Source organism: Methyloglobulus morosus KoM1 (assembly GCF_000496735.2).
GTDB classification, from domain to species: domain Bacteria; phylum Pseudomonadota; class Gammaproteobacteria; order Methylococcales; family Methylomonadaceae; genus Methyloglobulus; species Methyloglobulus morosus.
The window spans coordinates 1-12,245 of the sequence record NZ_AYLO01000130.1; the positions used below are offsets into that span (position 1 = coordinate 1).

Sequence of the window (12,245 nt, forward strand, 5' to 3'; positions counted from 1 at the left end):
AAGCCAAAGACCAGTTTCTCGACAACCGTTGGTATGTTGCGCCATTTGGCAGCTACGTGAACCCCGGCGGCGACAGGATCTCAAACAATGAAGGCTATGGCGCAGGCCTAGGTTTCGGAAAAATCCTGAACGAACACTTCAACGTCGAATTGAGGGGGTTCTACAATGGCTTTGACGACCTGACCAACCGTTCGCCGCAAAAAAACGGCCAATGGGACCTGACTGGCGGCACGGCCGATTTGCAATATTATTTCTGGCGTGACAAATTCTCCCCCTACACCGTTGCCGCCGTGGGTGGGATGCACAGTAATGTCAACGGCAGGAGCGGTGCCGGTTTCATTGGTGAAGTAGGCACCGGCTTCACTTATGAAATCCTTGACAACCTCCTTTTCCGCAGTGACGTCCGTTACCGTTATAACAACAACCTGGACGCCAATTTGACGCCGACCCGGCATACCAATGAATACCATGACATGACGGTCAATGTGGGTTTTGTCATTCCTTTCGGGCCTAAACCCAAACCCCCGGTGGAAGAACAAAAAGTGGCCGACTGCTCAACCTTGGATTCCGATTCTGACGGCGTAAACGACTGTATCGACCAATGCCCAGGCACCATGGCAGGCAGCAAAGTCAATGCCCAAGGTTGCCCTTTAAGCCTTGAGCTGAAAGGCGTCAACTTTGAATACGACTCAGCCCGCCTGACGCCCAGCGCAACGACAATCCTGGATGGCGTTGCCGAAAACCTGATCGCCTACCCACAAAAGAACGACATCGAAGTCCGTGGGCACACCAGCAGCGAAGGCAGCAGCAAACATAACATGCGCCTGTCGCAAAGGCGCTCACAGTCCGTCGTTGATTACCTGAGCATGAAAGGCGTGACCAACCGGTTGACCGCCCACGGTTACGGCGAAGACATGCCGATAGCCGACAACAGCACGGAAGAAGGCAAATCGCAAAACCGCCGTGTCGAGTTGGTCTGGGGGCCTTAAGGCGCGCAGCCAGGGCATTACCCGCCCAAACTTTCCGGTGTACCTTTAGCAAAAACCCGCCTTACGGCGGGTTTTTTATTGTGTGAAAATTAATTCCAACCCACACCAGCCAAATATATCTACCTAGAACTAGCACTAAGGATTAATCCTGACTGAGCTTCAGAATTCAATTCGTCAGGTATGGTTTGGCAGTTAAAATAAGCGCAAAGCCAAAAGCTGCACTCACTGCTTGTTTCACATCAAGACAAAGCATTCTATTTGAAGATTCCGCCCGGCGCATTGTGAATATCCGCCCAATCAAGGTAAGGCATGTCGGTTGCCCCTATGGCATGGGTCACTATACGCCACTTGCCTTTTTCCTTGTGCAAGAGCGAACAAAACCAATCGTCGAACATTCCGGCCTCAACTGCCCCTTGGTAAGGCGTCCCCTTATAATCCATCGGACCACCTGATTTATCTAATATAACACCACGCACAAAAGACCAATCGTGTTGGATTTTAAATGCCGTGACGCGAATTCTTACAGGTTTCTTTAGTTCCACTTTAAAGTCAGCCTTAAGTATATTGATTATTTGCTTTCTTTCGACACTTCCTAACTGGGGTGTATAGATGCCTTTCGATGCAAAACCTGGCGCACTTACCGACAAGAACATCAGGGAAACAAGCAAAAGTTTATTAATCATATAGCTTCATTTTGTTCATACTCGCCCCGCTCACAAAATAGGCCTCCCATCACATTTCATTAACAATTTCCATCCTATACACAGTTCAAATTGCCTAGATTTTTACAAAATCCATTTTTTTGTATCCCCTAGTCCTGGCGCAAACTTCATAACCCTCTCGGCTGCCTTCGTCATTGGTATTGCCTTCGATACTTCTAAAAATTTCGGCATACGATTCTATTACAATCCCCGTATGCGTCCAATCCGTAGCCGTATTGCGTACCAGGAAAAAGCTTCCTGGGCCCGCCTTGTCTTTAGTCACGAATCGATTATTGACTTTTGCGGAGGATGCCAAGGAATCACATGAAAATGAAGGATTGATCGGCAGTGGCACACCTTTTAGTTCACAGGCTTGTTTCAGGCAAAAACAGGTAAACCCCGCGCACCATGCCCATTGTTGCCCTTCATTGCCCTCCATGTACAAGCGCACCCAGGGCCCCCGATTTTGTCCACCGACCTCGCGAGGATGCTGTGCCAAATGTTGTTTGGCGTAAGCCACCACCAATTCGCCAAGCGTCTCACCCCCAGTGCTGGTTATGGGTTTTAATACGTCTGTCATTGGCGATATTAAATGCGCGAAGGTAGCGTTATCGACAATACCGTTGGCAGTTAATCCCTGTCCATTCTGGAAAGATTTCACGGCCGCTTCTGTCGCCGGACCAAAATCACCATCAATAGCAACTTGCTCATCGCGTAAAGACAACCATTCCTGAATTAATCTTACCTGGCCTTTTTTATCGCCTCTTTTGAGGGGTTTTGTCAAAATCAAATCACTCATTTCGTTTCTCCTAATTAAAAACGCTACGTTTTTGTTGCATTGGTTAAAGCATAAATTTAAGGGCGAACGTCAAATCCCACATCCCGGAGTTTCCCCAACTGGTCATTAAATTGCCGTTTGAGGTGTTCGATATGGTCGTAAGTGGTGTAAAAATGTCCCAAGGTGGAAAGCTTCTTTTTGAAATTGAGCAATGAAATGACTTCATCCCCAATGTCGCCCATATTCTGCGGCGCATTCTTGAAGAAGGTGTAAATGAGCGGTTTCTTAACAGGGATTTTAAAAGCATTTTTCATTTCATATTCTCCTCACCCCACTCTTTCCAACAAGAAAAGGTATTTTATGCATCGCCAACACCCGCAAACTCCTGAACTTCTTGTACATCGACTGTTTTTTTCGCGACATCATAAAGTTTCAGGAATGCAGTGAGTTTTTTGTGGTCTTCACGGACTAGCTTAAGGTATTCTTCCGCCAACATCTCGGTCACGCGGAGGTTTAACGGCAGGGCTTTGGCAAGTTGGCCGACGAATTGTTTGAAATCGTCCTGTTGCGCGGCTTTAATCAGGTTGTCTTTAATCGCTTTACGCAGTTTTATAAACTGGACGAGGTCGTCCAAATTTTCATTGCCGTTACTTTTAAAATCGTTATAAACATCGTCGATGATATTATGGCGCTCGGAATACTCATCAATCACCCTAAAACTGTTGATGACGTGCCCAATAAGCTGTTTCTGCTCATCGACGTTAGAAGGCAATTGCGAAATTCTTTTGACATAATAGGGTTCTATTATTTCCCAGCGCATCCGCGTCGCCGTATAAAGCGCATTGAAAATATCGCCAATTTGCCCCGTGCCGCGCACCAATTCGGGGGTCAGCGCTTGGTGGAATGAGAAATAAAACCGGACGGGATTGTCATCGACATAATCGACATTGTACAAGTGCGGCTCAAAGATACGGCTGACGGAACGCCCGCCCCGCCCACGAAATGTCGAGGTCATGATGGGCGGACATTTGCCATCGCAGACGATTTTAATGACATCTTCCATTTCGGTTACCCAGAATGTCCCTTTTCCTTTCTCCTCGTTGGCCCAGTCCACCAATTCCGCCCAAGTGAATTCTTTCCTTTGCCAGTTCAGTATTTCGGTGCAACCATCGGGCGCATAGACGGCGGCATCATCCAATGACTTGTCGACATCCAAGCCGCACACCTCGACGACCAAATATTCGCCATAAGAACGTGACTTATAGGGAGCTAGGCCCCGGACGATTTCCTCTATTTCCTTGGCATCGCGGCGCAAATCGCCATCCGTAATTCGCGTGTTTAACGGTGTCTTCAACCTTGAATTTGGGTCGCCTTTAAAGAGCGGTATTAATAAGAACTTGTAGAAATTTTCAGCTATTGCATCGACGACTTGACGGTCCTTAATGAAGTCCGGCACTTTATCATCTTCGCATTTAAAGGGGACAATCCAGCCGTTGGGATGGGCTTCTTGAAAGGTTTTAATTTCTGACTTGATCCAGCTAATATCCGAACCACTGGGTGGCAACAGCAGCAGCAAGACATTGGCATCGGTCAATTTTTCTTTGATTAAGTCGCGCCACTTAACGCCTGCCTCAGTGTCCTCACAGATATAAACATCCAGGCGTTCTGCTCTAGCTTGCAGTATCTCTTTAATGCGTTTAGCCGCTTCTTTATGGTACTTAACCTTATGGCTTACAAATAATGAAACGCGTTGTTCGGCCATTTTTTGCTCCTACGTTTGTATTTTGAGTATATGGCTGTTTTCGTCGTCTAAATGTCCTAACAGTATTTACCAGGCGTATTGCCGCAAGTTGTACCGCCCTGAGGATGGTTAAAATTCTGCCGCTTATTTTCTTTGCCTTACTATAAGGAAAATGAATGGGTCGTGTTATGAACAATTCCACTGCTGCACTGTGAAATCGTACATGTTTAGATGGCATTTGCACGCTTTACGATACAACTGAAAATCTGAAGTGTTTAGTAACAACACGGACAGAGTGATGGAAATATGAAATTTTTACGTTATAAAAGCACTGAACTTCATTTTTTTAAAAAACGTCAGCATAACCATCGACGAGAGGCTTAAAAATGGCCATAGACCCTAAGAATGCATCCGATTAGTGGAACGGGTGGAAGCCGTGCTTGCCGAAGAACGGCAATTGTTTTGGCAATCTCATGCCAAAACCCCAGCATTCCAGCCTCCGACCCTTCCCGAAACCGAAGAAGTAACATAACCCATTCAAAGCCAACCCGCCTTCTTAAACCGTCGATATAAAATCCCACACACCAACGCAATAGCGGACAACGCTACGGGATAACCGTATTTCAAGCGCAATTCCGGCATGACATCAAAATTCATGCCCCAAATGCCGACGAAAGCGGTGGCAACCGCGAAGATACCCGCCCAGGCGGCGAGGCGTTTGGTGACTTCGCTTTCTTCTATCGTGACCATCGACAAATTCACCTGGATTGCCGTGCCGATGGTATCGCGTATGGTATCTATCGAGGCATTGATATGGGTAAGGTGGTCGAACACGTCGCGAAAATATTCCTGGGAATTGGCACAAACCCTAGGTACACGCCCTCGGTACAGTTTTCCTGTATCTTCCATCAACGGGGCGACGGCATGTTTCAGGGCCATGACCTTACGTTTTAGCGCATATAGGCGTTCGATATTGGAACGCGCCGAACCTTTGATGAATATTTGTTCTTCGATATTTTCAAGCTCCGTTTCAAGTTCATCGAGTACCGGGAAATAACGGTCAACGACGGCATCCATCAGCGCATAAAACACGAACCCTGCGCCTTGACTTAACAAATGCGGCTCGCGCTCGCACCGCGCACGGACACCCAAAAAGCCGTCATTACTGCGATTTCGTACTGAAAGCACATAATTCAGGCCTACAAAGACATCGACTTCACCTAGGCTGAGTTCATCATCCGCCATTTTTACCAATTGCATGACGGCAAATACCGAATCGCCGTATTCGTCTATCTTTGGACGCTGATGGCTCTGCCAGGAATCTTCAACGGCTAACGGATGCAGATCAAATTCCTCACGCATTTTTTCCAGTTCCGCCAGCGTAGCATCCAACAAGGCAACCCAGACGAAGCAACCAGGAATCTCCAAGTAATCGCTGATTTCTTCAATGGCAATATCTTTGAGCTTTTTGCCTTCCTGGTAGGCGACACAGTTAATCAGCATGGCTTCTCCCTATACCTAAGCACAGATAAGTTGAAATATTAGCATTCGTCAATCCAGCTTGCCATCGGACGTTGCATTATAAAACTGTTTGGCTGTCCTACCGCTTTTTGAAGCGTTCTGATGAGCAAAATCCAATGCCGCTTTATGCAGGTTGGCTCGGCCTCTGGGAAAATCGGGGAATAGGTTGTCGATAATCTCCAAATAGGCCTGTGAATTCTGTGGATAAAAGCCTAAGCGCAAACCAAATCGGTCCGATAAGGAAATTTTTTCTTCTACAGTATCGGAATAATGCACTTCACCATCCACCAGTCGGCTGTCAAGATTGTCGCGCATGTGTTCCGGCATAAGATGGCGGCGATTGGACGTGGCATAAACCAAGACGTTATCGGGAGGAAGCTCTATCGAACCTTCTAGCACACTTTTTAAGGATTTGTATTGGCTATCGCCCTCTTCAAATGAAAGGTCGTCACAAAAGATAATAAACCGCTGCGGCAGTTCCCTGATGTCGTCCACAATTTCGGGCAAGTACACCAAATCCTGCTTATCGACTTCTATCATGCGCAGGTTATTGCCTTTGTATGCATTGAGCAGCGCCTTGATTAACGATGACTTACCCGTGCCGCGCGCACCCCACAACAAGACATTATTGGCAGGCAAACCTGCTGTAAAACGCTCCGTATTCTGGATTATCTGCTGTTTTTGGGCATCGATGCCCAAAAGATCATTCAATTGAATGGGGTCTATGTACGAAATGGGCCGTAAGTATTCTTTACGTTGCCGCCAAACGGCGGCGACTGTTGCATTCCAATCAATCATCTGGCTCTTTATCGGTTAACCTAAACAGGCTGGAATTATATAGCAAATTCAATGTGGTCGGGTTTTGCGGTAACCCCATAAAAACTCTATGCCCTGCCAAAAAGGTTATTGGCACTTAACTTTACATTTCACCCATTCCCACAGCAAGCTAATTGACTTAATCTATCGACTTTGATTTGCCACCCATTCGTTACATACAGGAAAAATCATGCTCAAGAAACTTTATCTCAAACTTACCAATATCCTACTGACGATATTGATCTTTATCTACCTGGTATTGGAAGAATTGGTTTGGGAACGCATTGCCGAACCCATCTATGGTTTTATCCGCGAACTTAAAATCCTGCATCAGGTCGAGCGCTTAATCCTTAGCCTCAATCGATACGCCTTGCTGGTCTGTTTTCTGGCATTGTTTGTCGCTGTTGAACTTTTAGGCATCATCGCAATAGGGCTATTTGCCCAAGGCCAAGTCCTTTTGGGCACGGTAATCTATATCGGGAAAATCCCCATTGCCGCGTTTACATTTTGGGTTTTTCAGGTTGCCAAGGCCACATTGATGACCTTCGCCTGGTTTAAGATCTGTTATGACAAGTTGACTGTACTGATCCATAAAATTAAAACTAGCATCATCTACTTGAATATAAAGGCTAAAATGGTGTCCGTGAAAACATGGTTTAAACACCTCATGACAAGCGAACCCGTGCGCCGCATTAAGGCTGCGCTGGGATTCAAGCGGCCATAATACCGGCAGTTCATGGCCTGTATCCACAAATTCGCAAGCGACTTAAATCTTGAACGGGTTGATTTTGAAGCGACGACCTTGGTTGTGGGTACGTTCAATCCAGGCTGGGATAACCTTGGCAATTATGCGCAATGGTATTATGGCAGGACCGCCAACAATTATTTTTGGGATGTACTGCCGAGGCTCTACGAAAACCGCAATTTAAGGCCAGCGCCCCACACTGAGTGGAAAGCGTTTTGCCGCCGACATATGATTGCGCTGACCGACCTGATTTATAGCATAAACGATGCCGACTACGACAACCCTGAACACACCGACTATCTCAAAAACTATAAGGATGACTTGATAGCGCGGCATTTCCATCAATTTACCGTCACCGACATCCCAAACCTGCTTGCCAAGCATCCGACGATAACGCATGTGTACTTAACCCGGCGCATTAACGACCCGTTTTGGCGACGACTTTGGCAACCCGTTGACGATTATTGTAAAAAGCAGGACAAGAGTGCTAAAACCTTATTAACCCCCTCGGGCGGTGCACGGTTTCAAATCCCGAAAGGCGAAAACATTGGCTTGCGAGACTTTATCTTTAAGCAGTGGCAAAGCAACTGGCACGCATTGTAATTAAAATATGTACGGCCTAATAGTAACCCATCGTATCGGCAGGAACGAACGCCAAGGAGTTGATGCCGTCCGTGGCGAGCCTCTGTCGAACCATGAATGGAATCAGCTTGTTCAGGGTTCCTTAAGCAAATTAAGGTAAGTAGTTATCAACTTTAAGAGTATTCCCGACAAATAACAAAATGATTCAGAACAAAACCAACCCAATCGTCCTGGCCAGCAATAATCCAGGCAAGATCAAGGAAATCCAAGCCCTATTGCCGGATTATTCCATCATCCCGCAATCCGAATTTGTCCAAACCGAAGCTGAAGAGACGGGGCTGACCTTTGTCGAAAATGCCTTGCTAAAAGCCCGCCATGCCGCGCAACATCGTCACCTACCTGTCATCGCCGATGATTCCGGCTTGGCCGTGGATGCCTTGGGCGGTGCGCCCGGTATTTATTCCGCCCGCTATGCCGGATCAGGTGCGAGCGACAAGGACAATAACGACAAATTGCTGCTGGAATTGGCAGGCGTGCCGTTTGAAGAACGTACCGCACGCTTTATTTGCGTGATCGTCATGCTGGAACACGCCGCCGACCCCGTGCCGCTCATTGCCCAAGGCATCTGGGAAGGCAAAATCCTACTGCATCCCCAAGGAGCAAACGGTTTTGGTTATGATCCTTTATTTTGGGTGCTTGGACAGGATTGTTCTTCTGCCGAATTGTCGCCTGAGGTTAAAAATGAGCTGAGCCATAGAGGAAAAGCTTTGAGACAGTTGGTTTCATTGCTCCTAGAAAAGTCGTAGCCTGCGCAAAATGATACGTAAGCTGCAGTTATCGAATCTTTAACTACCCCCCTAATTCCATCCAGGCTAATTTGCTATCGGTCTTCTTTTAAAACTATTAATGAACGAAGATGAATTTCAAGCTCCTCGACATACAATAGCTGTTGCTTCTGTGCTGCCGCTTTTTCAGATGCCACAGGAGTGTTAGCAATCTTGATCGAATAATGCTCGATTAACGAGTTCAAAGCACTCAGCTGAGCAGTACGTTGAAGTGTATCAACTTGCATCATTAGCGCCTTTTCCGATTGCTCCTGTGCATCTGCTGCTCGTGAAAGTTGATCTCGTGTCAGTTCGAGTTCCTTACGTTGCAGAGCTAACTCTTGGCGTTGTAAAAATATTGTGTAAATAACACCACCGAAAGCTAATCCAGAGAATAGGCTATTCACGGAACCAAACATATCTCCGAATTGACCGCGCTCTTGCCATTCCGGAAATATATACACTAGAAAAATCCAGTCAAGCGCCCATAGCACAATAATTACAAGTGCAAGATAACCTAGCGGACGCAGACTTAAATTTCCGAGATTAGAATCATGTTCTGACATATGGACCTTATCCTTCTTCTTCAGAAAGTAACTGAAAAATCTGTTCACAAAATGTGTTAATTTCTGAGTACCTTTTCCTAGAATATTTCATTTTAAAGTTTGCGTCATAATACGTTTCAACCACAGGAGGAAGTAAATCCTTAAGATTAATGAATTGTTGAAGGACTAATTCTCTCAGCTTGTTATAGTCCTCCCCGTACTCGCCAGATGGTGTCATACCTCGCTCTTTTTCGTGCATTTTATCGATGGATACTGTAAAACCGCGAGCCTTCGCCATCAATGATTTCTTTGGTATCGATGTCTCCATATGTTTCCCTTTGGAAAGTAACTAAAATTTAGTGCCGTAGGGTGAACTTTTGAACCCCAACAATGAAAATAAATACTTTTACGTTGGGGTTCGTGTCTCACCCCAACCTACCCAGCTTCCTCAACAAAAACAACGGCACTACACAACCCACCAACACACAAGCCAACAACATCGCACCCATTGCAGGTGTCCAATCGACGGGGTAACTGTCCGCCCTAACCGGCTTGGTCAGGCCTGGTATGCTGGGCAGGTCGCCGTCGCCGCCGTCTACTTTTAGCTGGGCTTTCATGCCTTTTTCCATGTGTTGCGGCAATTCGCAGTGGACAAGGTAAGTTTTTTTCTGGGCGGGCATGATAAGCGAGGCTTTTAACTCCCCTGCCCCGTACAGTTCCAGATGGAACATGCCCTGCGGATAGATATATCCGGGCAAGCCATGGATCATGAGCTGATGCCGGATTTCATCGTCATTGATGAAAGTGATGTTAATTCGTGTACAGGGCGGGACATTCCACTCCTGGTTATCGAATGCGTACATTTTGCCGTTGAATTTCTTCGCGTATTGGTGTCCGGCACGGATGGTGATATCGACATCGCCCGAAACCTTTTGGCAATCCTTGGGCAAGCGGTCGGTATTGGCATTCATGATCATGCCTTTTTCATCCATCAGCATGTGGTCATGTTCCATCATGGCGGATGCGGGTGTTTGCAATCCGATTGTTAATAATAGGATGAACACGATTTGCCAAATAATTCGCGCAGGGTGGGCAAACGGCTTTATCGTTTGCCCACCTTTTAACGGTGCAATGGTGGGCAAAAACGCGTTGCCCACCCTACAAAGTTGATTCCGTTCGTGGTGAGCTTGTCGAACCATCATGCTTGCCCCTTCCGTCTAATCACCATCAGAACAATCAGTAATCCGACAATCAGGCCAATCAATAGCCCGAAGATAACCAGCTTTTTTACGTCTGGTGAAATAAGCCCGGCATCGCCCAACACCGCCGCAAAATCGCCTTGCTGCCAAAGTGGCTGTTTTTTGGCGTAGTAATCTTTGTCGAATACCTCGCCCAGCATTTGATCGTGCATTTTGGGCATCCCGTTTTCATCAAGCAACGGTTTGTACGCCAGGATTGCCATATTGCCGCCCGGTTCCATGCCGTCTGTGGTTGTACCTACAGGCACGTGGTCGTGGAACATCCACAGGCCAGGCCCATAACTGTGTAGGCCATCGTCAGCAGTGAGTAAGCTAAGGTCTAACCGTTGCGCCATCGCTATGTCAAACACATCGCGAGTCACTTGTTGCCCCGCCGTCAGCTCCACACCGTCCATTGCGGTAATCGTCGCCTTATGGCCGTGGATATGAATAGCCACTTGTGAACGCTGGGCATTAACGATACGGAGTTTGATAGCTTCATTGCCATCCGTGACAATCATTGAATCCCGTAAGGTATAAGGAAATGAATGCCCGTTGAGCAGAAAATAATTCTCGAAGGATTCGGTCATGTTGTAATCGCGGCTCATGGCTTTGGCGATAAGTCGTGGGTCAGTCGCCGCCTGGATGGTCGCTGCCAGTTTTTTGTCGATGGACTGGTACAGCAAATCATATTCCTGGCTGTACGCCTTCCTCACCCCAACCGAAGGATGGCGCACCTGCCCTGCCCCGACATTGAAAGTTTGCACCCAATTATTGGGCTGGTTTTCCTCGATAACGAACAGGCCGCTCAAGCCCATCATCATGTGCTGCGCCGTTTGGACGTGGCAATGGTAAAACATCGTCCCCGTGTGCCGTGGCTGGATTTCGTAGGTGTGGCTTTTGCCAGGGAATACGGCATGTTCCTCCGTGCCGTCGTTATCCTCACCTTTGGAATTCTGCCAAGCATGGTCGACTCCGTGCAAGTGTATGGTGTGCGGCAGATAGTGGGTGTTTTCCAGTGTAACAAATACCTTGTCGCCTTGCTCGACCCGTATCGTGGGTGAAGGCGCACGCAGGAAAGGCCGCGCCTCGCGTGAGCTAAAATTCTTCAACGCCATCCCGCTGGATTTAGGCGCAAACGCCCACAATCCGGGCTGAAGTCCCGGCGCAATGTTGTAAGTGTTAATGAAATAATCTCCATCCGGGCTGGCACCATTAAACTCGACCACTTCCAGCTTGAGATGGATGACATCGGGATCGCCGTCCTTATCTATGTCTTCGCCCATGACCAAGGCATCTTGCGCCAAGTTAGATTGCATCAAGGTCGCCATCGTAACATTGTTGGTGCCTTTGACTGATGCGGCGATATCATAAGGATTGTCCGGTTCACAGGTCGGCGATTCTGCAATCTCCACTCCGTCAATCACTTGGGCTTTTCGCCATTCGGGGTGTTCGTTGGAACAAGGTGATTCGATTTTGGTGGTATCCCCTTGAGCTCGACTATAAGCCGTAGCGGGCGGATTAATTTCCGCTTTCTGAAACAAGCCTGGGACAAACTGAGTAGCGAGCGCAATCAATGCCAGAATCAGTATCGACAGCGTTAAATAAGGTCTTTTGGTCATAATCCTAACAATTTTAGCGATAGGACTATTCTAAATGGCAGGCCGCCCAAAACCTAGCTGCGTTTTAAATATATAAATGATGTTACTCACCCTACGAAAGGTACGAAAGGTACGAAAGGTACGAAAGGTACGAAAGGTACGAA

14 protein-coding genes are annotated in these 12,245 nt (G+C 47.2%); 4 read left to right on the forward strand and 10 right to left on the reverse strand.

What is annotated here, in order from left to right; translation table 11 throughout:
• On the forward strand, nucleotides 1-989 hold a 989-nt coding region (locus MGMO_RS16010; protein WP_036308392.1), incomplete at its 5' end, for an OmpA family protein.
• A gap of 254 nt (nucleotides 990-1,243) precedes the next feature.
• Here the strand turns inward: MGMO_RS16010 and MGMO_RS16015 are convergent.
• The 6 genes from MGMO_RS16015 to MGMO_RS16040 all read right to left on the reverse strand — a co-directional run bounded on the left by MGMO_RS16015 (nucleotide 1,244) and on the right by MGMO_RS16040 (nucleotide 6,528).
• Complete coding sequence (locus MGMO_RS16015; protein WP_036308393.1) at nucleotides 1,244-1,672, reverse strand: hypothetical protein; 429 nt, start codon at nucleotides 1,670-1,672, stop codon at nucleotides 1,244-1,246.
• Nucleotides 1,673-1,766: 94 nt separating this feature from the next.
• Nucleotides 1,767-2,489 (reverse strand): peptidoglycan-binding protein, encoded by a 723-nt coding sequence (locus MGMO_RS16020; protein ID WP_023496117.1) that lies wholly within the window; start codon nucleotides 2,487-2,489, stop codon nucleotides 1,767-1,769.
• A 56-nt stretch (nucleotides 2,490-2,545) separates the two neighbouring features.
• The gene (locus tag MGMO_RS16025) at nucleotides 2,546-2,782 is read right to left on the reverse strand and encodes a hypothetical protein (protein ID WP_023496118.1); all 237 of its coding nucleotides are present in this window, start codon (nucleotides 2,780-2,782) and stop codon (nucleotides 2,546-2,548) included.
• A gap of 44 nt (nucleotides 2,783-2,826) precedes the next feature.
• A complete protein-coding gene (locus MGMO_RS16030; protein ID WP_023496119.1) occupies nucleotides 2,827-4,230 on the reverse strand; it encodes a TIR domain-containing protein in 1,404 nt (467 codons plus the stop codon).
• A gap of 516 nt (nucleotides 4,231-4,746) precedes the next feature.
• Nucleotides 4,747-5,712 carry a magnesium/cobalt transporter CorA gene (gene corA / locus MGMO_RS16035; RefSeq protein ID WP_023496120.1) on the reverse strand — a complete coding sequence of 322 codons (966 nt, stop codon included), beginning with the start codon at nucleotides 5,710-5,712 and terminating at the stop codon, nucleotides 4,747-4,749.
• Nucleotides 5,713-5,760: 48 nt separating this feature from the next.
• Nucleotides 5,761-6,528, reverse strand: coding sequence for an ATP-binding protein (locus MGMO_RS16040; RefSeq protein ID WP_023496121.1), 768 nt, complete (start codon nucleotides 6,526-6,528; stop codon nucleotides 5,761-5,763).
• 208 nt (nucleotides 6,529-6,736) lie between these two features.
• Between MGMO_RS16040 and MGMO_RS16045 the strand changes: the two genes are divergently transcribed.
• The 3 genes from MGMO_RS16045 to rdgB all read left to right on the forward strand — a co-directional run bounded on the left by MGMO_RS16045 (nucleotide 6,737) and on the right by rdgB (nucleotide 8,679).
• Nucleotides 6,737-7,270: a hypothetical protein gene (locus MGMO_RS16045; protein WP_023496122.1), complete on the forward strand. Its 534-nt coding sequence runs from the start codon at nucleotides 6,737-6,739 to the stop codon at nucleotides 7,268-7,270.
• Between the two features lie 12 nt (nucleotides 7,271-7,282).
• A complete protein-coding gene (locus MGMO_RS16050) occupies nucleotides 7,283-7,894 on the forward strand; it encodes a hypothetical protein (RefSeq protein ID WP_023496123.1) in 612 nt (203 codons plus the stop codon).
• Between the two features lie 179 nt (nucleotides 7,895-8,073).
• On the forward strand, nucleotides 8,074-8,679 hold the full coding sequence (rdgB, locus tag MGMO_RS16055) for an RdgB/HAM1 family non-canonical purine NTP pyrophosphatase (RefSeq protein ID WP_023496124.1): 606 nt from the start codon (nucleotides 8,074-8,076) through the stop codon (nucleotides 8,677-8,679).
• A gap of 74 nt (nucleotides 8,680-8,753) precedes the next feature.
• Here rdgB and MGMO_RS16060 read toward each other — a convergent pair whose 3' ends face one another.
• From MGMO_RS16060 to MGMO_RS16075, 4 genes are all read right to left on the reverse strand, one after another.
• A complete protein-coding gene (locus MGMO_RS16060) occupies nucleotides 8,754-9,263 on the reverse strand; it encodes a hypothetical protein (protein WP_023496125.1) in 510 nt (169 codons plus the stop codon).
• 7 nt (nucleotides 9,264-9,270) lie between these two features.
• Nucleotides 9,271-9,570, reverse strand: coding sequence for a hypothetical protein (locus tag MGMO_RS16065; protein WP_023496126.1), 300 nt, complete (start codon nucleotides 9,568-9,570; stop codon nucleotides 9,271-9,273).
• A gap of 97 nt (nucleotides 9,571-9,667) precedes the next feature.
• Nucleotides 9,668-10,444, reverse strand: a complete 777-nt coding sequence (locus tag MGMO_RS16070) for a cupredoxin domain-containing protein (protein WP_023496127.1) — start codon at nucleotides 10,442-10,444, stop codon at nucleotides 9,668-9,670.
• On the reverse strand, nucleotides 10,441-12,102 hold the full coding sequence (locus tag MGMO_RS16075) for a multicopper oxidase domain-containing protein (RefSeq protein ID WP_023496128.1): 1,662 nt from the start codon (nucleotides 12,100-12,102) through the stop codon (nucleotides 10,441-10,443). Before MGMO_RS16075 ends, MGMO_RS16070 begins: the two co-directional genes overlap by 4 nt.
• Nucleotides 12,103-12,245 lie beyond the last annotated feature (143 nt).

Bases quoted from the DNA above. Each gene is read 5' to 3' on its own strand.
- MGMO_RS16015 (WP_036308393.1), bottom strand. From the start codon at position 1,672: ATGATTAATAAACTTTTGCTTGTTTCCCTGATGTTCTTGTCGGTAAGT.
- MGMO_RS16020 (WP_023496117.1), bottom strand. From the start codon at position 2,489: ATGAGTGATTTGATTTTGACAAAACCCCTCAAAAGAGGCGATAAAAAA.
- MGMO_RS16025 (WP_023496118.1), bottom strand. From the start codon at position 2,782: ATGAAAAATGCTTTTAAAATCCCTGTTAAGAAACCGCTCATTTACACC.
- MGMO_RS16030 (WP_023496119.1), bottom strand. From the start codon at position 4,230: ATGGCCGAACAACGCGTTTCATTATTTGTAAGCCATAAGGTTAAGTAC.
- corA (WP_023496120.1), bottom strand. From the start codon at position 5,712: ATGCTGATTAACTGTGTCGCCTACCAGGAAGGCAAAAAGCTCAAAGAT.
- MGMO_RS16040 (WP_023496121.1), bottom strand. From the start codon at position 6,528: ATGATTGATTGGAATGCAACAGTCGCCGCCGTTTGGCGGCAACGTAAA.
- MGMO_RS16045 (WP_023496122.1), top strand. From the start codon at position 6,737: ATGCTCAAGAAACTTTATCTCAAACTTACCAATATCCTACTGACGATA.
- MGMO_RS16050 (WP_023496123.1), top strand. From the start codon at position 7,283: ATGGCCTGTATCCACAAATTCGCAAGCGACTTAAATCTTGAACGGGTT.
- rdgB (WP_023496124.1), top strand. From the start codon at position 8,074: ATGATTCAGAACAAAACCAACCCAATCGTCCTGGCCAGCAATAATCCA.
- MGMO_RS16060 (WP_023496125.1), bottom strand. From the start codon at position 9,263: ATGTCAGAACATGATTCTAATCTCGGAAATTTAAGTCTGCGTCCGCTA.
- MGMO_RS16065 (WP_023496126.1), bottom strand. From the start codon at position 9,570: ATGGAGACATCGATACCAAAGAAATCATTGATGGCGAAGGCTCGCGGT.
- MGMO_RS16070 (WP_023496127.1), bottom strand. From the start codon at position 10,444: ATGATGGTTCGACAAGCTCACCACGAACGGAATCAACTTTGTAGGGTG.
- MGMO_RS16075 (WP_023496128.1), bottom strand. From the start codon at position 12,102: ATGACCAAAAGACCTTATTTAACGCTGTCGATACTGATTCTGGCATTG.